The following is a 24,749-nucleotide window of genomic DNA, read 5'->3' as shown; positions in this document are numbered from 1 at the left end:
TGCAGAACTGATCACTCCGTATCTGACGATACGTGAGATTGAGAGAGAAAAGGAATTCACCGATGAACCGGCTTTTGTACCGCGTTGTGTTTAACAAGGCCCGTGGCATGCTGATGGTTGTGGCGGATATCGCGCGTGCCCGTTCGGGGGGATCGCCCTCGTCCGGTATTGGCCACACTCACCGCCGGCTGGTGTGTCGTCTCAGCGCCCTGAGCCTCAGCCTGTGGCTGGCGACCGGCGCCGTACAGAGGGCAGACGCTACCATTGTGGCCGATAAATCCGCGCCGGGTAAGCAGCAGCCCACCATTATCGTCAGCGCCAACGGTACGCCGCAGGTTAATATCCAGACGCCGTCCGCAGGAGGCGTCTCCCGCAACACGTACAGCCGCTTCGACGTCGATAAAAAAGGCGTAATCCTGAATAACGCCCGTAAGAATGCCTCCACCCAACTGGGCGGAATGGTCAGCGCCAACCCGTGGCTGGCGAAAGGCGAGGCCAAAATTATTCTCAACGAGGTGAACGCCCGCGATCCCAGCCGCCTGAACGGGTATATCGAGGTGGCTGGCCAGAAAGCACAGGTGGTTATCGCCAGCCCGTCCGGTATTACCTGTAACGGCTGCGGTTTTATCAATGCCGGGCGTGCAACGCTGACCACCGGTACGGCGCAGATGCAGAACGGCAATCTGACCGGCTATCAGGTGGATCGTGGGGAAGTGGTGGTTGAGGGCAACGGGCTTGACACCTCGCGCCAGGATTACACCGATATCATCGCCCGGGCAGTAAAGGTCAACGCCGCGATTAATGCGAAAGACCTGAAAGTGACCGCCGGGCGCAACCAGGTAGATGCGGCGCATGAGACGACGACGGTACAGGCGGATGATGGTTCGGTCAGGCCGCAGCTGGCGGTGGACGTCTCGCAGGTTGGCGGCATGTATGCCGGAAAAATCCGTCTGCGCGCGACGGAGCAGGGCGTCGGGGTACGCAACGCGGGCACTATCGGCAGCGAGGCCGGGCTGGTGACGGTGACCGCCGACGGACGTATTGGCAACAGCGGTGAACTCAGCAGCCAGGGTGCCCTGCAACTGAGTTCAGCCTCCGGCGTCGTCAACAGCGGTAAAATGCTCAGCCAGCAGGGGCTGACAGTAAAAAGCGCAGGGGAAATCAGTAACAGCGGTACCCTCTGGTCATCGGCCAGCGCCACGCTGACAGCCGCTGGCGCATTGCAGAATAGCGGCTCGGTTACCGCCCACAATAACGTCACGCTCTCCGGCTTGACGCTTACCAGCAGCAGTAAAAGCACGCTGGCGGCGGGCGTGCAGTCTGATGGCCGCACCGGCAGCAGTGGGGAACTGGCGCTGAGCGCTTCAGGCAAACTGGCGATGAACGGTCTGAACCTTGCTGGGGGCACTATCCGCGCCTCTGCTCAGGGGCTGGATGCGTCGGGCAGCCGGACGCAGGCGGAAACGATTACCCTTGATGCCAGACAGGGGGATCTCAGTACTGCTTCCGCGCAGGTGATTGCCGACGGTACGCTGAGCGCCAACACTGCCGGAACGCTGAATAATATGGCCGGGAAGCTGGCCGCCGGTAAACTTGCGCTTACCGCCAGACGGCTTAATAACCAGCAGGGACAGCTTATCCAGAGCGGCCCGCAGTCGCTGACGCTTAACCATCAGGATGGCATTGATAACCGGGGCGGAAAAATAGCCACAAACGCTTCCGATCTCACGCTTAAAACCGCTTCGCTGGATAACCGCGCCGGAGAAATTAGCCACGCCGGAAGCGGCACCCTGAAGGTCGATGCCGACGCCTTACAGGGGAGTCACGGCAGCATTATCTCTTCCGGGACGCTGGCGCTGAGCAGTGAAAAACTGGTGCTGGATGGAACCACCACGTCGGCAAACCGTATCCGCGTTGATGCCGGAAATCTGTCGAACCGCGACGGAAAGCTGGTGCAGAGCGGAGAGGGCGAGATGACGCTGAACGTCCGGGAGAATACCGATAACCAGGACGGGCTGATAGCGGCTAACGGCGCGGTAACGCTGAATACCACCAACCTTGCGAACAGCGGCGGCCAGATGCTGGCGGCGGAAAACGGTAGCCTGGCGGTGACGGCTTCCGGAGAGACCGATAATCATAACGGGGTACTGGCGGCGAACAACGGCCTGACCCTTACCACCGATCGACTCAACAACGACGGCGGGCAGATTACCGCCGCACAGGATCTACAGATTACCGCCGCACAGGATCTACAGATTACGGCGGAAGGGCTGGACTCCCGTCAGGGGCAGCTATCGGGAGATAACGTATCCCTGGCGCTGGGCGAAAAAGCCCTCAATAACCAGGGTGGGATGATTGCGGCGCAGAAAGTCCTCACCCTCAGCAGTGGCGAACTGAACAACACTTCCGGCCTGCTACAGTCCGGAACGGACATGCAGATTGACACTCACGGCTATGCGCTCAGCAACCGCCAGACCAGCGAGAGTGGTGGTATACAGGCCGCAGGCTTGCTGGGGATGAACAGCGGCAGCCTTGATAACGCGCAGGGTAAGGTGGTGGCAGGCGATAACGCCGTACTGACCACCGGCTGGTTTGACAATCAGAACGGGGTGCTGGCTGCCGGGCAGCAGATGACAGTCTCAACTACTGGGGCAGTGAATAACGACCGCGGGCTGATCCAGTCCGGCGGCGATATGCGCCTGGATGCGCAGCAGAATGCGCTCAGTAACCGCGACACGCAGGCCAGCGGCGGCATTATCAGCTTCGGCAATCTGGACGTCAGCGCCGGCGCGGTCAGTAACCAGAACGGAATGCTGGCCGGGTCCGGGGCCAGCCATGTTCAGGCAACGGACGTGGATAACAGCGGGGGGATGCTCGCCTCAGAGTCAGGCCTGCAGCTGAACGCGCAGTCGCTGAATAATCAGAATGGTGCGCTTAGCGCCGGGCTGGAAATGGCGCTGACGCTTGCCGGGATGCTTGATAACAGCGCGGGCAAGGTCAGCTCCGGCGGTACCCTGAATGCCGTTGCCGGAGAGATTGAAAATGCTCAGGGTGTGGTGGTGGCCAGTGCTGATGCGTTGCTGAACGCCGTGAACACCATCAATAACCGCCAGGGGCAGCTCGCCGCACAGGGCGACTTTACGCTGCATGCAGCAACGCTGAATAACGACGCCGGGCTGGTGCAGGGCGGCAAGGCGATGACCCTGACCGCCGGGCAAATCAGCAACCAGAACAGCGGCGATACCGGCGGCATTACCAGCCAGGGCGATATGCAGATCGATGCACTTACGCTGAATAACGACAGCGGTGTCGTGATTGCCGGAAAAGCGGCGGGCGTGGATGCCGCAACGTTCAGCAATATTGCCGGTACGCTGGTGGCGCTGGATACCCTGAAGCTCAACCTGCAGAGTGAGACGGATAACCGCCAGGGACTACTTCAGGGCAAGGGTATTGTGCTGGATACCCAGGGTCACCTGCTGGATAACCGGGAAGGCACGGTTAACAGCCTGGCTACTATGCAGCTGGCGAGTGGCGGACTGAACAACCAGAGCGGTACGCTGGGCGCGAAGGGCGACATCAGCCTACAGGCGGACCGGCTGGATAACGGCCAGGGCGGGCGCGTGGTCGGCGAGCGCGGTGCCGTTCTCACCCTGGCGCAGCTGCTTAATAACGGCGGGCAGATACAGATCGTCGGCAGCCTGCTGATCGGCGCCGCACAGGGCGTGATTGATAACACGCTGGGGCTGATACGCAGCGGCGAAACCGCGACACTCAACGCCGCATCGCTGAGTAACCGCGACACGCTCAAGGCCGCAAAGGGCATTGAAGGTCGGGATATCGTTATCAACAGCGATAAGCTGGATAACACCACCGGCAGCGTGCTGGCCGGGCAGGATCTCTCCATCATCAATAGCGGAGCGCTTGATAACACGGGCGGCCAACTGGCAGCGGACAAAGCGCTGTCGCTCAGCGGTGCGGCCCTGAATCTGCTGAACCGCGCCGGGGTGGTCAAAGCGGGCCAGCAGCTGACCGTGCAGGCCGACCGCCTGGGCGGTGACGGACAGCTGCTTTCGCTCGGTGATATGACGCTGGGCAGCCACAACGACATCACTAATAGCGGTGAAATGATTGCTAATGGCCGTTTCACTCTGACCACGCCAGGAGCGGTCACCAATGCCGGTAAGCTGCTGGCGGGAGCGAAACTCGATCTGACTTCGGGCAGCCTGCTTAACGCCGCCACGGGTGAAATCGCCGCCAGTAACACCTGGCTGACGGTGGCTGGCACGCTGACTAACCAGGGCCTGATTGACGGCAGCGGGACGCGGCTGGTGGCCGGTACGCTGACCAACAAAGGCACTGGCCGGATTTATGGCGACTATCTGGGCATCCAGGCGGGCACGTTAAATAACCTCGCGGCGGACGGCGTGGCGGCAACGATTGCCGGACGCGAGCGTCTGGATATTGGCGCGGGAACGATTAATAACCTCGACCATGCGTTGATTTACAGCGGTGGCGGGCTGGCACTGGGCAGCACGCTTGATGAAAACGGCAGGGCGACCGGTCAGGCGGGAGTGCTGAACAACCACAGCTCGACGATAGAATCCGCCGGAGATATGGCGCTGTCGGTGGGGCAGCTTAACAATATCAACGATCGTTTCACTACCGACATGGTGCAGGTTTCCAGCGAACAGATAACCGAATATCAGCACAGCGGCTCCCCAACACGCTGGTCGGCGGACGAGGAAGGTGTGTTTGTCGACCGTAACTCGGCGGATAACCTGCGGAACCTCAATACCCCAGATGATACCGGCAGTAACAACGACAACTTCTACCAGTACGACTACACCCGCACCACGGAAGAAGAGGTGATTAAGGAAAGCGACCCCGGAAAAATCCTGTCGGGCGGAAACCTCTCCATCCGCGCGGATCAGGTGCTGAACGATAAAAGTCAGATTGTGGCGGGCGGCACATTAGGGATAGTGGCAGAGAGCGTAAACAACGTAATGCCGCAAGGCAGTCGCCGGATAACGGACGAAGGCTCGGTCATCCACTACTCCCGCAAGACGCACAAAGGGGGAGACGAACAGGGGAAAAGCACCTCGGCGTATGTGCCGCCGGCGGTGATTCAGTCCATCACCCTGAAGCCGGGCAGGCTGGAGGGCAACAGTCAGCCGGAGGGCAGCGGTCTGACGATTGCGGCGGCGGCAGCGCAGAAAACGGACGCCACAATAGGCGCCACTGGCAGCGTGTCGGCGGCGGTGACGGGGAGCGATATCCGTCCCGGATTGAAGAATATTGCCGGGGTGGAGGTTCCGGCAGCCGGACAGATCGCTGCGGTCACGCCGGTGGTGCTGAAGCCGGGACAGCAGTATGAAGTGCCGGTCAGCAACGGGGCGATGGTAGTGCGCGTCAGCGGGGCGGACATCCGACTGCCGGATAACAGCCTGTTTAAGACACTCCCGACACCGGAGGCGGGCTATCTGGTGGAAACCGACCCGCGCTTCACCAATAACAAACGCTGGCTGGGCAGTGATTATATGCAGGACGCCTTCTCACTGAGCGGAGACAACCTGCATAAACGCCTGGGCGACGGCTATTACGAGCAGCGCCTGATACGCGAGCAGGTTATCGCCCTGACCGGCGGGCGCTATCTGGCCGACTATCGCGACGACGAAGCACAGTTTAAAGGGCTGATGGACGCTGGCATTGCCTTCGGTAAGGACTATAACCTGATACCCGGCGTGGCGCTGAGCGCGGAACAGATGAGCCTGCTGACGGAAGATATCGTCTGGCTGGTAAATACCGATGTAACTCTGGCTGACGGTACGCGTCAGACGGTGATGGTGCCGCAGGTGTATGCGCGGGTAAAAGCGGGCGATATCGACGGCTCAGGCGCGCTGCTGGGTGGGCAGAGCGTGGTGATGAACCTGAACAGCGATCTGCTGAACAGCGGCGCGATAAGCGGGCGGGAGGCGGTGCAGCTCACCGCGGAGAATATCACCAACCGGGCGGGGGCGGTCCAGGGCGCGGACGTGAGCCTGCTGGCGCGCACGGATATTAATAATATCGCGGGCGTTATCGCGGGGAATAACTCGGTGCTGGCAGGAGCCGGTCGCGATATCACTATTATGTCCACGACGCGCAGCGCGCAGAGCAGCGCCGGGGAGAACCGTTTTACGCGCACGACGCTCGACCGGGTGGGCGGGATTTACGTGCAGGGTGAAGACGGCAGGCTGTCGCTCAGCGCCGGACGGGATCTCACCCTGAGCGGGGGCCAGGTGGTCAACAGCGGCAGCCAGAGCCAGACGGTACTGAACACCGGACGTGACCTGAACCTTAACGCGGTGGCAACCTCCGCCAGTGACAGCCTGATATGGGACCGGGATAACTGGCTGAATCAGTCAGTCACCCAGCAGACAGGCAGCGAAGTATCCGGGGCGGGTTCCGTGCTGCTGGCTGCCGGTCAGGATGTGAAGGCGCAGGCCGCTACGGTCAACGCGGGCGAGAGCCTGGGCGTGACGGCGGGGCGGGATATCAGCATCACCGCCATGACGGCGAAGAGTGATTTTGAGTCGCACCACAAATCCACCGGCAGCAACGGGGCCTTCTCAAAAAGCACCATCACCACCCATGATGTGGTGAACAGGGAAACGGCGCAGGGTTCCGCGTTCAGCGGTGATTCGGTAACGATGCAGGCGGGTCACAATCTGCTGATCCAGGGCAGCGGCGTGGCGGGAACGCAGGATGTGGCGCTCTACGGTGGACAGGATGTGACGATAAAGGCTGCGGAGGAGAGCAGCCAGACGCTGCACCTGAAGCAGGAGAAAAAATCGGGCCTGTCGGGTACGGGCGGTATCGGATTCAGCTACGGCACGAAGGACCTGAAAGTCACCGACACGCTGGCGGAAACGACGCACCGGGGCAGCACGGTCGGCAGTGCAAAAGGCAATCTCACCGTCAGCGCAGGCAGCGGCCTGAGCGTTGAAGGTTCAGACCTGATAGCCGGAAACGATATGCTGCTGGCGGGGAAAAATGTCGCCATTTTATCCGCGCAGGACAACAGCACGCAGATCCATAAAGTTGAGCAGAAGCAGAGCGGGCTGACGCTGGCGCTGTCCGGCACGGCGGGCAGCGCGCTGAACACGGCGGTGACCACGGGCCGGGATGCAAAAAACGAAAGTAACGACCGCCTTGCCGCGCTTCAGGGAGTGAAGGCGCTGCTGAGCGGCGTGCAGGCGGGCCAGGCGGTGGCGGTGGACGGCGCCCAGGGCGGTAATCCGGACAACAGTAACACCATCGGGGTGATGCTCTCTTACGGCAGCCAGTCGTCAAAATCGGAGCAGACGCAGAGGCAGAGCACCTCTCAGGGCAGCAGCGTGATGGCGGGCAGGGACCTGAGCATCCGGGCCACTGACGGGGACATCAGCGTCCGTGGCAGTAAGCTCCAGGCGGGGAATGATGCGCAGCTGGACGCCAGCCGGGACATCATCATGAGCTCCGCAGAGAACAGCTCCTCCCTGAGCGGGAAGAACGAGAGCAAAGGCGGCACGGTGGGAGTGGGTATCGGCGCGGGTTCAGGCGGCTGGGGCATTCAGGTGTCGGCCAGTCTGAACAAAGCCAGCGGCAGGGAGCGCGGTAACGGCACCACGCATACGGAGAGCATGCTGACCGCCGGTAATAACGTCACGCTGAAAAGCGGCCGCGACACGACGCTGACCGGCGCGCAGGTGAGCGGGGAGAAAATCACCGCCGGCGTGGGGCGCAACCTGACGCTGACCAGCGAGCAGGACAGCAACACCTACGACAGCAAACAGCAGAGCGCCAGCGCGGGCGGGACGTTTAACATCGGCTCAATGAGCGGGTCGGGTAGTCTCAGTCTGAGCAGGGATAAGCTGCACTCAGACTATGCGTCGGTGCAGGAGCAGACAGGGCTGTTTGCGGGCAGGGGCGGGTTTGATATCACGGTGGGTGACCACACGCAGCTGGACGGTGCGGTTATCGGGTCGACGGCAGCGGCGGACAGGAATAAACTCGATACCGGCTCGCTGGGATTCAGCGATATCCATAACAGCGCGGAATATAAAGCTGAACACCAGAGTGTGGGTATCAGTTCGGGCGGTAGCATTGGCGGAGAGTTCACCGGGAATATGGCGAACGGCCTGCTGGCGGGGCTGAACGACTCCGGCAGTGCCAGCTCCACGACAAAAGCAGCGGTGTCGGAAGGCACGATAGTTATCCGTGACAAGACGGAGCAGCAGCAGGATATTGCCGGGCTGAGCCGCGATGTGGAGCATGCCAACCAGACACTGAACCCGATCTTTGACAAAGAGAAAGAGCAGAACCGACTTCGTGAGGCGCAGCTGATAGCGGAGATTGGGTCGCAGGCTGGAGATATCGCGCGGACGGAAGGGCAAATCCGGGCCACAAAGGCGGGTAAAGCGGAGCTGGCGGCGAAAGGGATAAGCGAACCCGGCACAGATGCCACGAAGAAAGCGTGGGAGGCCTACAACAGCCAGCTGGCGGCCACAGAGAGCTACAAAGCGGTCCAGAAGCAGTGGGGAACGGGCAGCGCCATCCAGCAGGGTATTCAGGCGGCCACCGCCGCGATACAGGGCCTGGCTGGCGGAAATATGGCGCAGGCGGTGACAGGCGCGGCGGCACCGTACCTGGCGGAAGTCATTCACGATATGACTACTATTGCCCCTCCTGCCAGAGTGCTACCAGTTCCGGCGGCGCTGCATCTTCCGGGATCAGCAGAACGATATTGCCTGTGTGATGCGAAGTGGCGTAGCTGATTTCAATCCGGTAAAAACGCTGGTCGCCCCGACCGGCAGGGTTTTGCTCACCGGGCGGTTCGCCAAGGGGTAAGGCATGGCGAAGCACGCTGCAAACGTGCTCACGCTGCGGCGGGCTTAGTTGTGCCAGCGCAATGCGGCGCGGCCCGGCGAGTTTAGGGATATAAGCAAAGCCGCCTTCACGCGCCATCACGATGACGGCATCATCGCTCAGTTCGGGAAGTCTGTCTGTCATGATACGCCCACCTGTTTCCACGCCTCTTCAATCGCCTGGCCAACCGATTTGTTAAAGCGTTTCTGACCATGGCGCACCGTAAACTGCGCAAAGGTGCTGAAGTCAGCATCCTGGGGCAGGCTCCGGTCGCAGAGCGCATCATACCAGGCGTATCCGGCCTGCTCCCACGCGTAGCCACCCAGCGCGATGGCCGCCAGGTAAAATGCCCGGTTAGGAATTCCAGAGTTCAGATGGACGCCGCCATTGTCCTCCCGGGTCTGAATATACTCCTGCATATCGGCGGGCTGGGGGTCTTTTCCCAGCAACGGATCGTCATAGGCCGTACCGGGAGCTGACATGGAACGTAAGCCCTTACCATTGATGCCCTCCGCCAGCAGCCCTTCGCCGATTATCCAGTCAGCCTGATCCGCCGTCTGCTTAAGGTGAAACTGTTTTACCAGCGAACCGAAGACGTCAGACAGCGATTCATTCAGCGCACCCGCCTGTTCAAAGTAGATCAGGCCTGCTTCCGTCTCCGTCACGCCATGCGCCAGCTCATGCCCTATGATGTCGAGTGCGATAGTAAAGCGGTTGAATATTTCGCCGTCGCCATCGCCGAAGACCATTTGCTGGCCATTCCAGAACGCATTCTGATATTCCTTGCCGTAATGCACGGTGCCTTTTAGCGTCAGTCCCTGATTATCCAGCGAATTGCGCTGATAAGCCTGCCAGAAAAAGTCATAGGTCACGCCCAGATAATCATAGGCTTCGTTGGTTGCAAGATCGTCGTTGGAGGGCTGACCTTCGCTGCGCACCAGCTGGCCAGGCAGATTCTGCGTCTGCTGTGCATCGTAAATCTCCCGCTCCACGTTGCCCGGCATGCTGGTCTGTGGGCCAGCGGGATGGGGAAAGTGTTCAGCCATCAGAGTCTGAACGTGCATCAGCGTATGACGGGCATAATTCTGTTGCGGTCCTGAACCGTTATCAATGATTTTACGCAGAATATAGGGAGGAATGACGCCATAGTGCATACCCGGCTCCTTGGTCAGACAATGTATGTCTGAAAAGTATAGTCGCCAGGCGATTCAGCGGCAGAAAGCGGGCGCAAAAGGGGGCTTACGGCGCGCCAGTCGCCTCTCAGAGCGGCTTTTTACGGCTGCGGGATTTCTTCTCTGGCGTGATGAGCGTGACCTCGCTTTCCACCCAGCCATCGTCCAGGCGGGTTTTCAGCAGATCGCCGGGATGGAGCTGGCGCGTCTGTTTGATCACTTCCCCCTCAGAAGAGGTGGTGACGCTGAACCCCCTGGCCAGTGTCGCCAGCGGACTGACGCCCTCAAGCTGTGCGGCAAGCGTGGCGAAACGCTGCTTATCTCCGTTTAGCTGCTGCTGCATCGCCTGCTGAAGGCGATACTGCCACTGCTGAAATTGCTGCTGGAGACGATGAAGGCGATGCTGCGGCTGAAAGGCGCTCAGACGCTGCTCAATCTGTTCTAAGCGACGGTCTGCCTGACGCAGATGGATTTGCATCACGTCGTCCAGACGGCGCTGGAGTTTCATCAGGGCGGTCTGCTGGCGTGCCAGGCGTAGCTGAGGGTGCTGCTGCTGAAGCTGGTGATGCAGGCGGGAAAAACGACGGTTTTTTTGCGCCAGAAAATAGTCCATCGCCATTTCCAGCCGCTGCTGCTGGTTTTGCAGCTGGCGCAGCAGTTCAATCTGATTGCGGCTGACCAGTTCCGCCGCCGCTGACGGCGTTGGCGCACGCAAATCGGCCACAAAGTCCGCGATGGTCACATCCGTTTCATGGCCTACGGCGCTGACGATCGGGATCAGGCTGGCGAAAATGGCGCGTGCGACCCGCTCATCGTTAAAGCTCCACAAATCTTCAAGAGATCCGCCGCCGCGTCCCACAATCAGCACATCACATTCGCCTCGCTGATTGGCCACTTCGATCGCACGCACAATGCTGGCTGGCGCATCCACGCCCTGTACCGGCGTCGGGTAGATGATCACGGGCAGCGAAGGGTCGCGGCGGTGCAGAATGCGCAGGACATCATGCAGCGCCGCGCCGGTGGAGGAGGTGATTACCCCAACCTGATGCGCCGGCTCAGGCAGCGGCTGTTTATGTTGCTGCTCAAATAATCCTTCCGCCGCCAGCTTCTGCTTAAGCTGCTCAAACTGCTGTTGCAGCACTCCTTCACCGGCAGGCTGCATGCTTTCCGCAATGAGCTGGTAGTCGCCGCGTGGCTCATACAGCGTAATGGTGGCCCTGACCAGCACCTGCTGTCCATGCTGCGGACGAAACGTCACCCGGCGGTTGCTGTTACGGAACATCGCGCAGCGCACCTGAGCACCATCATCTTTCAGGGTGAAGTACCAGTGGCCGGAAGAGGGCTGGGAAAAGTTTGAGATCTCAGCACTCAGCCAGATCTGGCCCATCTCCATCTCCAGCAGCTTACGCACTGTGGTATTGAGACGGCTGACGGTAAAAACAGTGGCGGACGGTGGTAGCGACATGTGATGAAGATCAAACTTTAAATCAGGAGGTTAATCATCCGATACTACATGCCTGAAACAGGGGATCAAGCATTTTAAGTAAATAATGCTGGAGGCAATCGATTACGCCCTGTATAATGCCGCGGCAATATTTTACAAGTTCTCATTCACCCTGAGGTTGAGATATTGCCATGCTAAGAATCGCTAAAGAAGCCCTGACATTTGACGACGTTCTGCTCGTTCCCGCTCATTCGACTGTATTGCCTAACACGGCCGACCTCAGCACCCAGCTTACCAAAACCATCCGCCTGAACATCCCTATGCTTTCCGCCGCTATGGATACCGTTACCGAAGCGGGCCTGGCTATTGCGCTGGCGCAGGAAGGCGGTCTGGGTTTTATCCATAAAAACATGTCCATCGAGCGCCAGGCGGAAGAAGTCCGCAAGGTGAAGAAACATGAAAGCGGCGTGGTGACCGATCCGCAAACCGTGCTGCCCACTACCGCGCTGAGCGACGTGAAAGCGCTGACCGAGCGCAACGGCTTCGCGGGCTATCCCGTGGTTAACGGCGACAACGAACTGGTGGGCATCATCACCGGTCGTGACGTCCGTTTTGTTACCGATATGAGCCTGCCGGTTTCTGCAGTGATGACGCCGAAAGATCGTCTGGTCACCGTACGCGAAGGTGAAGCGCGCGAAGTGGTGCTGCAAAAGATGCATGAAAAACGCATCGAAAAAGCGCTGGTGGTGGATGACGCTTTCCATCTGCTGGGCATGATTACCGTGAAAGATTTCCAGAAAGCCGAACGTAAGCCTAACGCCTGTAAAGATCAGGAAGGCCGCCTGCGCGTCGGTGCAGCGGTAGGTGCTGGTGCGGGTAACGAAGAGCGGATCGACGCGCTGGTCGCGGCTGGGGTTGACGTGCTGCTGATTGACTCCTCGCACGGCCACTCTGAAGGTGTTTTACAGCGTATCCGTGAAACCCGTGCCAAGTACCCTGACCTGCAAATTCTTGGTGGCAACGTGGCCACCGGCGCTGGCGCGCTGGCGCTGGTTGAAGCGGGCGTCAGCGCGGTGAAAGTGGGGATCGGCCCTGGCTCAATCTGCACCACCCGTATCGTTACCGGCGTCGGCGTGCCACAGATCACGGCGGTTTCTGACGCGGTTGCCGCGCTGGAAGGCACCGGTATCCCTGTTATCGCTGATGGCGGTATCCGTTTCTCCGGCGACATCGCCAAGGCGATTGCGGCTGGCGCCAGCGCGGTCATGGTTGGCTCTATGCTGGCGGGCACCGAAGAGTCGCCGGGCGAAATCGAACTCTATCAGGGCCGCTCGTTTAAATCCTATCGCGGCATGGGCTCGCTGGGCGCGATGTCCAAAGGCTCTTCCGATCGTTACTTCCAGACCGACAACGCGGCGGATAAGCTGGTGCCGGAAGGCATTGAAGGCCGCGTCGCCTATAAAGGCCGTCTGAAAGAGATCGTTCATCAGCAGATGGGCGGCCTGCGCTCCTGTATGGGCCTGACCGGCTGCGGTACTATCGAAGCGCTGCGTACCAAAGCGGAATTTGTCCGCATCAGCGGCGCAGGCATTACCGAAAGTCACGTGCATGACGTGACTATCACCAAAGAGTCGCCAAACTACCGCATGGGTTCCTGATAACCCGGCCTGATGCCCGGCGCTGACCGGGCATTTACTTTATCCCTGTATTTGTTCATCGCTCTGGAATAGCCCAATGACCACGGAAAATATCCACAAACACCGCATCCTGATCCTTGATTTCGGCTCGCAGTATACGCAGCTGGTTGCCCGCCGCGTGCGCGAACTGGGCGTATACTGCGAACTCTGGGCGTGGGACGTCACCGAAGAGCAGATCCGCCAGTTTAATCCAAACGGCATCATTCTTTCCGGCGGCCCGGAAAGCACCACCGAGCACAACAGCCCGCGCGCGCCGGAATATGTGTTCAACGCGGGCGTGCCGGTCTTCGGCGTCTGCTACGGTATGCAGACGATGGCACAGCAGCTTGGTGGCAAGGTGGAAGGCTCCAGCGAGCGTGAGTTCGGCTACGCGCAGGTTGAAGTCCTCGTCAACAGTGCGCTGACACGTGGCATCGAAGACTCGCTGAGCGCGGATGGCAAGCCGCTGCTGGATGTCTGGATGAGCCACGGCGATAAAGTGACGGCGATTCCGTCCGACTTTGTGACCGTTGCCAGCACCGAAAGCTGCCCGTTCGCGATTATGGCGAACGAAGAGAAGCGTTTTTACGGCGTCCAGTTCCACCCGGAAGTGACGCATACCCGTCAGGGCCTGCGCCTGCTGGAACGTTTTGTGCTGGATATCTGCCAGTGTGAGGCGCTCTGGACTCCGGCCAAAATCATTGAAGATGCCGTTGAGCGCCTGCGCGAGCAGGTCGGCAACGATAAAGTGATCCTCGGCCTGTCCGGCGGCGTCGACTCTTCCGTGACCGCGATGCTGCTGCACCGCGCCATTGGCGATCGCCTGACCTGTGTCTTTGTCGACAACGGCCTGCTGCGCCTGAACGAAGCGGAGCAGGTAATGGATATGTTTGGTGACCATTTCGGCCTGAACATTATCCATGTGGAAGGGGAAAAACGTTTCCTCGATGCGCTGGCGGGCACGGATGAGCCGGAAGCCAAGCGCAAGATCATCGGCCGCGTTTTCGTGGAAGTGTTTGATGAACAGGCGCTGAAGCTGCAGGACGTTAAGTGGCTGGCGCAGGGAACCATCTACCCGGATGTGATTGAATCCGCCGCTTCGGCCACCGGCAAGGCGCACGTGATTAAATCTCACCACAACGTTGGCGGCCTGCCGAAAGAGATGAAGATGGGCCTGGTGGAACCACTGCGTGAGCTGTTCAAAGATGAAGTGCGCAAAATTGGTCTGGAGCTGGGCCTGCCGTACGATATGCTTTACCGCCATCCTTTCCCGGGACCGGGTCTGGGCGTGCGCGTACTGGGTGAAGTGAAGAAAGAGTATTGCGACCTGCTGCGCCGTGCCGATGCAATCTTTATCGAAGAGCTGCATAAGGCCGATCTCTATAACAAAGTCAGCCAGGCATTCACGGTATTCCTGCCGGTCCGCTCCGTCGGCGTGATGGGCGATGGTCGTAAATATGACTGGGTCGTCTCGCTGCGTGCAGTTGAAACCATCGACTTTATGACCGCGCACTGGGCGCATCTGCCTTATGAATTCCTGGGCCGCGTCTCCAACCGCATCATCAACGAAATCGACGGCATCTCCCGCGTGGTCTACGACATCTCCGGTAAGCCGCCTGCGACGATTGAGTGGGAATGATTTCGCGTCTGGCAACAGCCTGCACGTAAAAGCAGTAAAACATCTCTAAGCCCGCGTAACTGCGGGCTTTATTGTTTCTGCGCTTTCCGCTGCAAAGGGCGATCGGTCCGTATGACGGTATGATTGCAGCGCATGTCTGCTCGCTCGCACTGGTTCTGGTTACAAACAACACCCGTGAGTTTGAACGTGTTAGTGGATTACGTCTGGAAAACGGGAGCGTCAGATAAAAAGTTTTCTGTCTCCTGTAGCTGAATGATGCAGGCATCCGCATCATTCAGCTCGCTATTTACCCTTTATCTTGCGTTAAATCTCACTCCAGGTCCTTATCGCAGAAACAGATGCGGCTCATTTAAATATGCGGCGAATCTTTAGCCATCAGCAGAACGTCCTCATACCGGCCATTTCTGAAGGCGGCACCTTTCTTTAAACCCTCTTCCCGGAAACCAAACTTCTTATAGAGCCCAATGGCGACTTCATTGTCATGAAAAACTTCCAGCTCAATTTTTCTTACGGCCAGCCAGTTGAAGGCGTAGGTGAGGCAGAATTTCATTAACGCTGAGCCAACACCTTGCCCGGCAAAAGCGGGATCAACGCCGATGCCGAAGCTGACCACATGACTTATCCGGGCATTCTGCTGGGTATAAATTGTCAGTTCGCCGGCAACGATTCCGTCAACCAGCGCCACAAAACGCAACTTGCCCTGTTTAGCACAGACAGAAAGTTTCTCTTTCCAGTATTCAAGTGAAGAAGAGGGGAGCTGTAAGGTATTTGCCTGCACCGGGCTTTGACTGTATATGCGCTGATAATGTTCTGCATCAGAAGGCTCTGCACTGCGAATTTCCACCTGCATCAAATAACTCCTTTTCAGTGATATAAGCCGCTTTCTCTTTATCCTGATACTGCATCTCATCGCGCCCGGTGACAAGGTTATCTCAACAAGTCCCGGATTTGCTGATGAAACTATCCAGAAAAGAGTGGGCCAGTTGCCTGTTCCGCCAGGCCGTTTCCTGCGCTATTGATCATCTGATAAGAGGTTTCTCCGTAATAAAACGTGGTGTTTACTCGCTGATAGCTGTGGCTAATAGAGTGAAGGAAATAATGCGCTTTATAGTTACAACATACTAAATTGGGCTAAAAAGGCCGCCATCTGTGTGCGACCTGTGAAGGTTTACAGCGCTGACACGGACTCAACAACGTGCTGGAAAACATAAGGGTCGGACAGTAATTCAAACTGCTCATCGTCAGCATAGGTAACGGCAACCTGATAAGCCTCGCCGGCAAAGGCTTTTATCGCCGCAAGATCTTCCCAGTAAGTCGCCAGAAAGAAATGTTCCCATTCGCCCTGCGTCTCCCGGCGAACAAAAGCCCCCCGATTTCCCGGCGTGCGTTCAGCATGCTCCACACCCGTTTTCTGCAGATGCCTGGCAAATCCTTCCGCGTGTTTCAGTGGAACGCAGCCGTGCCATGTTCTGACAATCATTAATTCATCCATATGTTATGCAAACAAAATCAACCCTAACACGATCTACAGGAGCCTTGAGGTATCCGTACGGGATCACCTGCACACCGCAAGCAATAAAAAAGGCTGCCCACAGGGCAGCCTCAGAGCTTAGCGTAGATGTCGGACTTACTTAATCAGTTCGGCAGAGACGTAGGCGCGGTTATCAACACGGGCGCCCGTGATTTTATAAGCTGCGCCAGCCTGCTGAGCCTGGTCGGCAATCTGCGCTTCAGCCGCATCAAGTGTGGAAGCGGAGGCGGTAACGCTCTGCGCGAAGCTGCCGAAAGAGATTAGTGAAAGCACGGTAACTGCAACGAAAGTTTTGATGTTTTTCATGGTCATTTCCTGAGTGATTTTTATCAGTTGTAAGGCGTTCTGCCTTGATGTGTTAGATAATAGCCCTGACCATGACTGAGTGAAAGCTGAACTATTTGCTGTAATTAATCATAAAATTTGAATGATATTTCTGCGGGCCGAAGCACTGGTGAAGCGACCTCAATAAAGAGGTCTCGCGGCTACTTATCCAGTACAGCCGTATTGGCGGGTTACCTGTCCGTTTGCCAGAAAGCGAAAATGCGCCTGATTCGCTTTGCCGCCAACCGGGCAGGAGCTCAAACCCTGCCTGATACGGTTTCTGTGCTTCAGGCGTCCTGTTTGCTGACAGAAAAGAGGCTGTGAAAGAGCTCGTGGATACGCTGGCGATCGGAGGGAATGTAGTTCTCCCGCTCAATATAGTGCAGGACTTCTGTCGCATGTGCCGTGGCACTATTGCGATAGTGTTCTGGCCAGCCTTCAACCAGCATGGCCAGCGCTTTTAGGAGCCGGATTTGCACTTCCCGCATGGCGGCGCCATCCCGGGCAACGGGCGAGAAGAAGTCATCAAAGAGACTGTCGGTGCAGATCGGGGCAATATGGATCATCGGATAGCGTACTTCGCTGGTTGGCGAAAGATGGCTGCCATAGGCAGATAAGATCCTGACGGCGCGGCCAATCACATCAATGGCGGTGCCGGGATCGTTGACGGCAGGTGAGAGCGCCCGGCAGGCGATCTCCGCCATCACGCATAAACAGAAGCGCGGATCCTGACTGAAGGAGCGGGTATCGGCAATGCTGTAAGCGGCGAGGAGCTGCTGGCTCAGTTCGGGCGTCACGTTGCCGGTAATATAGATCGCTGGTCGGGCGGTATGTATAAAGCTGCCAGGCTGGGCGACAAGATAAATATGCTCTGGACGCTCCGTGAGCAAGGCGGCCAGTCTGCCGATATCAATATGTTCGACATAGCCGATTTGCTGCGGATAGATAGCCCTGGTGCCGGCAGGCTGGCGGTCTGCCTCAAGCCACGGATAGCCGCCAAGGCAAGGGTCTTTCGCTCTGGCGATAAAGGTTTTCATCGCCGCGCTTTCAACCGTCGCCGTCGTCTCGCCCACCCGGCCAAGCGCGGTAAGATGTTGTATCCAGCGTAACAGCGTGATTAAAATCAGCGCGATCACCACCAGCGTCACCGCAAACAAAATCACCCGACCCTGGCTGCCATAGACCTCCATATTCAGCGCGATAATGCCCACCAGGCTGAAGAGGAAGGAGCCGATAAAGGTGGCCAGCACATTCTGGGTCGTCACATCCTCGACAACCAGACGGGTGGCGCGCGGCGTGACATTGGTGGTGGCGGAACCGTAGGCCGAAACCACAATGCTCAGTGAAAAGGTGGTGACGGCCAGCATGCTGGAAGCAAGAATGTTCAGGATGTGGTCGACGGCCTCAGCGCCGACCTTCACCGAAAAGGAGAGCGGGATCATTGACTTAAAAACGACAGAAACCAGCGCCGTGATCACCGCCGCGATAGCGAACAGCGTGGCGCGGAACCAGAGTTTCTTGAAAATTTGTCCCAGAAGCCATCGCCAGCGAGAGATCATCATTATTCCCTTTATCGGGCGGTCAGTGAGAAACAGAAAAAATCCATGCAGACCGCGTTTCTGTTAACAGCGACCCGTCAGGCGGGTCATACTGAACCTTGTGCTTTCAGTGCAGCAGAAACAGAGTCGCCAGCCCCAGAAAGATAAAAAAGCCGCCGGTATCCGTCAGCGCGGTAATCAGTACGCTGGAGCCAACGGCCGGATCGCGTTTCATTTTGATCATAAAGAGCGGGATCAGCACCCCCATCAGCGCGGCCAGTAATAAATTCAGCACCATCGCCAGCATCATCACGCCGCCCAGTTCGATATTGCCATACATCGCCCAGGTCACGCCGCCCATGATGCCGCCCCAGAACAACCCGTTGATTAACGCCACGCCCAGCTCACGCCCAATCAGGAATTTGAAGTTGCCCGGCTCTACCTGGTGCAGCGCCAGCGCCCGGACGATCATGGTGATGGTCTGATTCCCGGTATTGCCGCCAATTCCCGCGACGATGGGCATCAGCGTGGCCAGCGCGACCAGTTGGGAAATCGTGTCTTCAAACAGGCCGATGACCCGCGAGGCGACAAAGGCGGTGCAGAGATTAAGCGCAAGCCAGGTCCAGCGGGTTCGTACAGCTTTTCTGACCGGGGCGAACACATCTTCGTCCGGATTAACACCCCCCATCTTACGGATATTGCTGTCGTTGGCTTCATTGACCAGGTCCATCACATCCTCGATGGTGACACGGCCTATCAGCTTGCCTTTTGCATCAATGACCGCCGCAGAGATCAGGTTATAACGTTCAAATGCGCCAGCGGCATCTTCAGCCTTATCATCAATCAGAAAGGTCGTGGGGCGATCGTTCATTACCTTCATCACCGGCGTGTCCGGCTTATTGAGCAGGATGGCGGTCAGCGGCAGCTCGCCGAGCAATCTGTTCTTTTTGTCGGTAATAAAAATCTTATCCGTGCCCTCGGGAATGGCTTTATTGCGCCGAAGAAAACGTTGTACGGCTGCCAGCGTGACGTCTGCCCGTACGGTAATCAGCTTAAAGTCCATGATGCGGCCAACGCGGTCGCGATCGAAATGCACGGTTTCCAGCACGCGCGAACGCAGCGCCGGATCGAGTGAGGTGAGCAGGCGACCGGTTAAGTCACGGGAAAGATATTTGGCAAGATAAACCTGATCGTCAATATCCAGCGGGGCGATGGCGCGGAGCAGATCGCGGTCGCTCATCTCCTCAATCAGGCTTTCCCAGACGCTTTCCGAAGCCTCAACCAGCACCGTCCCGCGTCGTTCGGTGCCTATCAGTTGCCATAACGCCAGGCGTTCGTCTTCGGGCAGCGCTTCGAGTAAGTCGGCGAGGTCGGCGGCGTGAAGCAGCGGAATATATTGCCTGATCTCTTCCGCCTGCTCCTCATGTGCGATGGCCTCGGCGGGCGTCTCTTTCAGGGGACGGCCAAGCAGGGTATCGACAAGGTCGTTATCGTTAAGCAGAAGATTGAGGATACGGTGACGAATCTCAGAGAGTTGCTGAGCATGAGATAAAGCGACAGACATAAAAATTCCCTTGGGCCTGGCAAAAACGGGCTAAGCAATAAGTATTGCTTAAAACGGAGATAAGCGGCGAAAAAGTCGAAATTATTCAGGCAATTTTATGCAGGGAAAACCGCGGGCCAGGGCTATTTCGCTATGGCGGCCGGTACGGGAGCGTCCTGTTTTTTTTGCTGATGGTGCTCAATGGCACCGGGGACGACAAAGAGTAACCTGCCGGCGAGAATGATAAAGCTGACAAGCAGTACGATTCGGGTCATCTGGCTGGTTTTTTTACGTTTGAATAGTGGCATAGCGCTGTTCACGCGGTGTTCCTGAGGTAAGCCCGAAGGCGATAGTGCAATTTACGCACAGCCGCGTGACAAGGTCAACGTTTTGGCGGCTGAAGTCATACAAGGCAATAAGCCACGAGTGTGACGGCCTGAGACTAACGCTTTCCTGAACGAGATTTCCGTTAAGGGCAAAAGCGGCCTGATTTTTGTCCTGGATCAATTACTGCCCGCCGGTTATGCATACTATTGCGGCAAAATGATTCATCACCTTTGCCGGAGAGCCGCTTCAGGAATGTTATTCAGGACCGGATTACATGAAAATTACCGCCTGGCTTAAACGCTTTAGTAAGCACACCTGGGGGCTACCTCTCTTTCTGCCTCTGACCTTAATGCCGCTTTCCGTTCTGCTCTCTGTCCGGCTCTGGATGCCTGAAGGTTACGTCTATCTGATCTATCTGCCGCTGGCGATGTTGGTTGCGATGCTGCTTGTTTATGACTGGCGCGCGTTTCCGGGCATCGTGCTGGCGCTTATCGTCTACTTTTTTCATCGCTATCCGCCGGGTACGGCGACGCTGATAATCGGTGTGTACCTGTTCGTACTGGTCAGCGGCTGGGGCGGATACAGGATGCAGTCAGGACGCCGCTGGTGCGTTGATTACGGCGAGCTGAAGCTGATGCCGGTGCGTCTGTTCTGGCTGGCTTTTCTCATCCCGACGCTGCTGACGCTACTTTTGCAGCTCCTTGCCGCTGTCGGGCTGCTGCCGCTCAGCCGTTCGGTATTTTTCCGCAACGCTTTTTCGCTTTCCATGCTGCTCAACTACCAGTCTGTGCTGCTCTCCTGCCTGACCATGATTCAGCTCTGCTATTTTGTGATCCGCTGCCTGCGCAACCCCGGTTTCCTGCAGGTCATTTATGTCCGGATCAGAAAGCAGCTGGCGCTGGAAGTCCGGGGGCATGAATTTATTGTCTGGGGCTGCCTGGTCATTTTTTTGCTGGGCTTGCTGCTCCAGTTTGATGACGGTGAGCAAAGTCTGCTGGCGACGGATTATGGTTTGCCGCTGCTGCTGCCGCTGATGCTCTGGTCAGCTCTGCGCTTTGGCTATCTCTTTACCTCGATCAGCTGGGCGCTGCTTCTGCTGCTGCTTTATCAGCTGCGCGATCGCTTCCTTAGTCCGGTCACCGATCCCTATCATCTCGCGGTGATGTCAGCAAATCTGCTGGTGTTCACCCTGACCATTTTGCTGATGGCCTCCATCAGCACGCGTCAGCGTCATGCGCTCAGCAAAGCGAAAAGGATGGCGCTGATCGATCCGGTGATGGGGTTGCCCAATCTGCGTGCGCTGAAACAGGCGCTGGCGCAGGCTTCACCGTCCACGCTCTGTTTTCTCAGCATACCTGAACTGGATCGCCTGAGCAGAACCTACGGTCTGCAAATGCGTATTCAGTACGAACGCAGCCTGGCGAGCCATTTGGTGCCCGATCTTCTGCCTGGCGAGAAGGTCTATCAGCTCCCGGGCGTCGATCTGGTGATAAGGCTTGATCATGAGGGACATCTGGCAAGGATTGACAGAATAGCCGTGCGGCTGAGAGATTTTCATCTTACCTGGGACGGACTTCCGATCCATCCGGCGGTGGGAATAAGCTACTGCGGTGTGCGGCCACCGTTTAACCACCTGCATGAGCTGCTCGGCGAGTTGGGTACCCTGGCTGAAAATGCCCTCAGAAGCGGGCAGGTGGAACATCTTCAGCAGAATAATCCCAGGCTGGTGCAGCGCCAGGTTAACGACAAAATTGCGCTGCTTAATGAGATCCAGCGCGCGCTGCGCCATGACGGTTTTCATCTGTTGGCGCAGGAAATCCGTGGCCTTCGCGGAGACGACTATTATGAAATCCTGCTGCGTATGGAAAACAGCGACGGCGAATGGGTAAAACCCGCCGGCTTTGTACCTGTCGTCAATGAGTTTGGGCTGACATGGGAGCTTGATCGCTGGGTTATCCAGCATAGCCTGGCCTTTATCGATCGCCACCGGGAAACGCTGCCTGGCGTCAGGATCGCCATCAATCTGTTTGCCGCCAGCCTCTGCCGCCCACAGCTGGTGAGAGAGATTGAGGACTTTTTGCGGGCCTATAATATTGAGCCGTGGCAGCTGATTATCGAGCTGGAAGAATCGCCCGTACTGACGGACTCCCGTTGGGTAAATAGCGCGATTGCCCAGCTGCGCGCGCTGGGCTGTAAGGTGGCGATTGATGATTTTGGCCGCGGCTACGCCAGCTATACCAGGCTGAAAGAAATTCAGGTCGATATGCTGAAGATAGACGGAGAATTCGTGCGCAATATGCTCGATAACAGCCTGGATTATCAGATTATTGAATCGATCTGTGCGATTGCCAGACTAAAGCGGATGCAGATTATCGCCAAAAGCGTGGAGACGGCGGAAGCGGAAGCACAGTTGCGGAAGTTTGGCGTGGATTACCTGCAGGGATTTCATATCGGTGAACCCCGTTCGCTGGATGCGCTGCTAAGGTTCAGGGAAAAAGAGGCCGGTAAACCGGCCTCTGCGGTCAGGCTTTGATCTGCTCTTTCTGTGCCAGCAGCGTGGCAAAACGCAGGGGGATGCGGTTGCCCTGCGCATCGGTGCGATGCAGCTGGCCGACATGCTCGTTGTACTTAATGATGTGCCATTTGCGGTAATAATCACTGAGCTCACCAGACTTGAAGGCGAAGGGAAAACCCTGATCGCAGGGATAATCTTCAGTGTCCATCGCCGCGACGATCAGGTTATAGCCGCCTCTTACCGTACTTGCCTGCATATCAGCAATCAGCTGCGGGATCGTTTCCGGCTGCAGGAACATCATCACTACCGTTGAGAGCACAAAATCCCAGGCACCGTTAAAGCGCAACGTATTGAGATCCTTCTGCGCCGTCGCGATCCGGGTGAGCTTTTCCGCCGCCACGATCTGATCCAGACGCGCCAGGCTTGCGGGATTCAGATCCCATGCCGTCACGTCAAACCCCTTCAGATTGAGGTAGAGCGAGTTGCGGCCATTGCCACAGCCTAAATCGAGCGCGCGGCCTGGCGGGATCAGCTTCACCGCGTCAACCACTTCGGAGTGCGTGGCGGTAAGCTGATACTTTTCGGTGTAATAGTTATCGGGGAGTAAAGCGGTCATAGTTATCCGTTAGGTTCTTCCTGAATCATCAGTTGCCAGCCGGTCACCTCTTTCCAGTAGTGCTGTTCGCGCTCAAGATCGAGCTGCACCAGCGTGTTCTGGCTGAAGTAATCCTGCGGAAAAGTCAGCGTCCAGTGACCATCATCCGTTTCCAGCCGCAGCGATTCAGGGCGGGACGTGGCCTGACGCTGATTATTCAACAGCGCGCCCAGCCGGAGGAGGAAGATCAGCGGCAGGAACTGTTTTTTCTTAAACAGCGTCAGCCGTGGCATATCATCGGGCTTCACGCCTTTGCGGTGATAACGTACCAGCGTGGCGAGCAGCGTTTGTTGATCCTGATTAAAACCGGGCATATTGGTGTTTTGCAGGATGTAAGATGAATGGCGCTGCAGGCCACTGTGGTTGATGGTCAGGCCCACCTCGTGCAGCATCGCGGCCCATTTCAGCAGGGCAGCCAGCTGTGGATTAGCCTGTTTGGGATTCTGATCCCGCCACTGCAGATAGAGCCGCTCGGTCGTGTCCAGCACGCGCTTAGCCTGATCGCTGTCGATGGCGTAATGGTTCGCCAGGCTCTGTGCGGTCCGGCTGCGGATATCCTGATGGCGGAAACGGCCTTCCATTTCATAGAGCACCCCCTCCCGCAGGGCGCCATCGGAAAGGCGCAGTTCACGGATGGCGAGCGCGTCAAACACGCCGCAGAGGATCGCGAGGCCAGGCACAAAGACCGCCTTACGTTCATCCGAAAGACCCGGCAGGCTGAGCGTATCGAAGGATTTAAAGCGGATCACCTCATCAAAGAGCTTTTCCAGCCGCTCCGGGGTAATCAGCTTCTCTTTTTCACCCATTGCCTGCAGCACTTCGCAGGCCGCCTTGATGGTGCCAGAGGCGCCCAGCGCATACTGCCAGCCCTGCAGGCGGTACTGCCAGGCGAGCGTTTCCAGCTTCTGCGTCGCCGCCAGGCGCGCCCGCCGGAAATTGTCTTTAGTGATCACGCCCGCCGGAAAGTAAATATTGGCGAAGCTGACGCAGCCCATCCGGCGGCTTTCCACCAGTTTGGGATCGAAATCCTCACCAATCACCAGCTCGGTCGATCCTCCGCCGATGTCGATAACCAGCTTGCGCCCTTTTTCCGGCTGGGTATGCGCCACGCCCATAAAAATCAGACGCGCTTCCTCATGGCCGGAAATCACCTCAATCGGGTAGGGGATGACTTCTGCCGCCCGCTGAAGAAAGTCTTCGGCATTCACCGCCTGGCGCAGCGTATGGGTGCCGACGATAGTCACGTTGGCCGGACTGAACCCCTGCAAACGTTCCGCAAAAAGCGCCAGGCAGCTCAGCCCGCGCTGGATGGCTTCTTCGCCCAGCACGTTATTATGATCCAGGCCATCGGCCAGCTGGACCCGCTGTTTTAATCTGCCGAGCACCTGCATAGCGCCGTCCACCACGCGGGCAATCACCATATGGAAACTGTTCGAGCCTAAATCAATGGCGGCGAACTCCTGCGGTTTAGGCGTATTTTTCTGGGTTATTGGCATAAT

The 24,749-nt window shown here is 57.7% G+C and carries 15 protein-coding genes and 1 pseudogene; 5 read left to right on the top strand and 11 right to left on the bottom strand.

Going from position 1 to position 24,749, the window contains the following annotated elements; genetic code table 11:
* Positions 1-62 precede the first annotated feature (62 nt).
* Positions 63-8,795: a hemagglutinin repeat-containing protein gene (locus EA20_RS0102735; RefSeq protein WP_024965370.1), complete on the top strand. Its 8,733-nt coding sequence runs from the start codon at positions 63-65 to the stop codon at positions 8,793-8,795.
* Here EA20_RS0102735 and EA20_RS20055 read toward each other — a convergent pair.
* The 3 genes from EA20_RS20055 to xseA all read right to left on the bottom strand — a co-directional run bounded on the left by EA20_RS20055 (position 8,695) and on the right by xseA (position 11,523).
* Complete coding sequence (locus EA20_RS20055) at positions 8,695-9,030, bottom strand: protealysin inhibitor emfourin (RefSeq protein WP_024965369.1); 336 nt, start codon at positions 9,028-9,030, stop codon at positions 8,695-8,697. The genes EA20_RS0102735 and EA20_RS20055 overlap by 101 nt on opposite strands.
* Entirely contained in the window at positions 9,027-10,040 is a 1,014-nt protein-coding gene (locus EA20_RS0102725; protein ID WP_024965368.1) for a M4 family metallopeptidase, read from the bottom strand. Before EA20_RS0102725 ends, EA20_RS20055 begins: the two co-directional genes overlap by 4 nt.
* Before the next feature lie 106 nt (positions 10,041-10,146).
* The gene (gene xseA / locus EA20_RS0102720; RefSeq protein ID WP_024965367.1) at positions 10,147-11,523 is read right to left on the bottom strand and encodes an exodeoxyribonuclease VII large subunit; all 1,377 of its coding nucleotides are present in this window, start codon (positions 11,521-11,523) and stop codon (positions 10,147-10,149) included.
* A 170-nt stretch (positions 11,524-11,693) separates the two neighbouring features.
* Between xseA and guaB the strand changes: the two genes are divergently transcribed.
* The 3 genes and pseudogenes from guaB to EA20_RS21055 form a co-directional block, all read left to right on the top strand.
* The gene (guaB, locus tag EA20_RS0102715) at positions 11,694-13,160 is read left to right on the top strand and encodes an IMP dehydrogenase (RefSeq protein WP_024965366.1); all 1,467 of its coding nucleotides are present in this window, start codon (positions 11,694-11,696) and stop codon (positions 13,158-13,160) included.
* Between the two features lie 76 nt (positions 13,161-13,236).
* Positions 13,237-14,817, top strand: coding sequence for a glutamine-hydrolyzing GMP synthase (gene guaA / locus EA20_RS0102710; protein WP_024965365.1), 1,581 nt, complete (start codon positions 13,237-13,239; stop codon positions 14,815-14,817).
* 95 nt (positions 14,818-14,912) lie between these two features.
* A pseudogene (locus EA20_RS21055) lies at positions 14,913-15,044 on the top strand (VapC toxin family PIN domain ribonuclease); the annotation flags it as partial.
* Between the two features lie 122 nt (positions 15,045-15,166).
* Here the strand turns inward: EA20_RS21055 and EA20_RS0102705 are convergent.
* The 6 genes from EA20_RS0102705 to EA20_RS20045 form a co-directional block, all read right to left on the bottom strand.
* Positions 15,167-15,667, bottom strand: coding sequence for a GNAT family N-acetyltransferase (locus EA20_RS0102705; RefSeq protein ID WP_024965364.1), 501 nt, complete (start codon positions 15,665-15,667; stop codon positions 15,167-15,169).
* 318 nt (positions 15,668-15,985) lie between these two features.
* Positions 15,986-16,297, bottom strand: a complete 312-nt coding sequence (locus EA20_RS0102700) for an antibiotic biosynthesis monooxygenase (protein WP_024965363.1) — start codon at positions 16,295-16,297, stop codon at positions 15,986-15,988.
* A 147-nt stretch (positions 16,298-16,444) separates the two neighbouring features.
* Positions 16,445-16,654: a YdgH/BhsA/McbA-like domain containing protein gene (locus EA20_RS0102695; RefSeq protein WP_024965362.1), complete on the bottom strand. Its 210-nt coding sequence runs from the start codon at positions 16,652-16,654 to the stop codon at positions 16,445-16,447.
* A gap of 305 nt (positions 16,655-16,959) precedes the next feature.
* On the bottom strand, positions 16,960-18,231 hold the full coding sequence (locus EA20_RS0102690) for a DUF2254 domain-containing protein (RefSeq protein ID WP_024965361.1): 1,272 nt from the start codon (positions 18,229-18,231) through the stop codon (positions 16,960-16,962).
* A gap of 106 nt (positions 18,232-18,337) precedes the next feature.
* The gene (gene mgtE / locus EA20_RS0102685) at positions 18,338-19,774 is read right to left on the bottom strand and encodes a magnesium transporter (protein ID WP_024965360.1); all 1,437 of its coding nucleotides are present in this window, start codon (positions 19,772-19,774) and stop codon (positions 18,338-18,340) included.
* 122 nt (positions 19,775-19,896) lie between these two features.
* Entirely contained in the window at positions 19,897-20,073 is a 177-nt protein-coding gene (locus tag EA20_RS20045; RefSeq protein WP_071995370.1) for a YfgG family protein, read from the bottom strand.
* A 281-nt stretch (positions 20,074-20,354) separates the two neighbouring features.
* Here EA20_RS20045 and EA20_RS0102675 point away from each other — a divergent pair, with 281 nt between their 5' ends.
* Positions 20,355-22,613, top strand: a complete 2,259-nt coding sequence (locus tag EA20_RS0102675) for an EAL domain-containing protein (protein ID WP_024965359.1) — start codon at positions 20,355-20,357, stop codon at positions 22,611-22,613.
* Here EA20_RS0102675 and tehB read toward each other — a convergent pair.
* Positions 22,603-23,211: a tellurite resistance methyltransferase TehB gene (gene tehB, locus EA20_RS0102670; protein WP_024965358.1), complete on the bottom strand. Its 609-nt coding sequence runs from the start codon at positions 23,209-23,211 to the stop codon at positions 22,603-22,605. The two genes, EA20_RS0102675 and tehB, sit on opposite strands and share 11 nt — an antisense overlap.
* Before the next feature lie 2 nt (positions 23,212-23,213).
* A complete protein-coding gene (gene ppx / locus EA20_RS0102665) occupies positions 23,214-24,746 on the bottom strand; it encodes an exopolyphosphatase (protein ID WP_024965357.1) in 1,533 nt (510 codons plus the stop codon).
* Positions 24,747-24,749 lie beyond the last annotated feature (3 nt).

Source organism: Pantoea sp. IMH, assembly GCF_000599885.1.
Classification (GTDB): Bacteria; Pseudomonadota; Gammaproteobacteria; order Enterobacterales; family Enterobacteriaceae; genus Erwinia.
This window is presented reverse-complemented; position numbering and strand designations above follow the sequence as displayed.

Coding starts and splice junctions, on each gene's coding strand:
- EA20_RS0102735 (WP_024965370.1), top strand. CDS start 63: ATGAACCGGCTTTTGTACCGCGTTGTGTTTAACAAGGCCCGTGGCATG.
- EA20_RS20055 (WP_024965369.1), bottom strand. CDS start 9,030: ATGACAGACAGACTTCCCGAACTGAGCGATGATGCCGTCATCGTGATG.
- tehB (WP_024965358.1), bottom strand. CDS start 23,211: ATGACCGCTTTACTCCCCGATAACTATTACACCGAAAAGTATCAGCTT.
- xseA (WP_024965367.1), bottom strand. CDS start 11,523: ATGTCGCTACCACCGTCCGCCACTGTTTTTACCGTCAGCCGTCTCAAT.
- EA20_RS0102690 (WP_024965361.1), bottom strand. CDS start 18,231: ATGATCTCTCGCTGGCGATGGCTTCTGGGACAAATTTTCAAGAAACTC.
- EA20_RS0102700 (WP_024965363.1), bottom strand. CDS start 16,297: ATGATTGTCAGAACATGGCACGGCTGCGTTCCACTGAAACACGCGGAA.
- ppx (WP_024965357.1), bottom strand. CDS start 24,746: ATGCCAATAACCCAGAAAAATACGCCTAAACCGCAGGAGTTCGCCGCC.
- guaA (WP_024965365.1), top strand. CDS start 13,237: ATGACCACGGAAAATATCCACAAACACCGCATCCTGATCCTTGATTTC.
- EA20_RS0102725 (WP_024965368.1), bottom strand. CDS start 10,040: ATGCACTATGGCGTCATTCCTCCCTATATTCTGCGTAAAATCATTGAT.
- EA20_RS0102695 (WP_024965362.1), bottom strand. CDS start 16,654: ATGAAAAACATCAAAACTTTCGTTGCAGTTACCGTGCTTTCACTAATC.
- EA20_RS0102705 (WP_024965364.1), bottom strand. CDS start 15,667: ATGCAGGTGGAAATTCGCAGTGCAGAGCCTTCTGATGCAGAACATTAT.
- EA20_RS0102675 (WP_024965359.1), top strand. CDS start 20,355: ATGAAAATTACCGCCTGGCTTAAACGCTTTAGTAAGCACACCTGGGGG.
- mgtE (WP_024965360.1), bottom strand. CDS start 19,774: ATGTCTGTCGCTTTATCTCATGCTCAGCAACTCTCTGAGATTCGTCAC.
- guaB (WP_024965366.1), top strand. CDS start 11,694: ATGCTAAGAATCGCTAAAGAAGCCCTGACATTTGACGACGTTCTGCTC.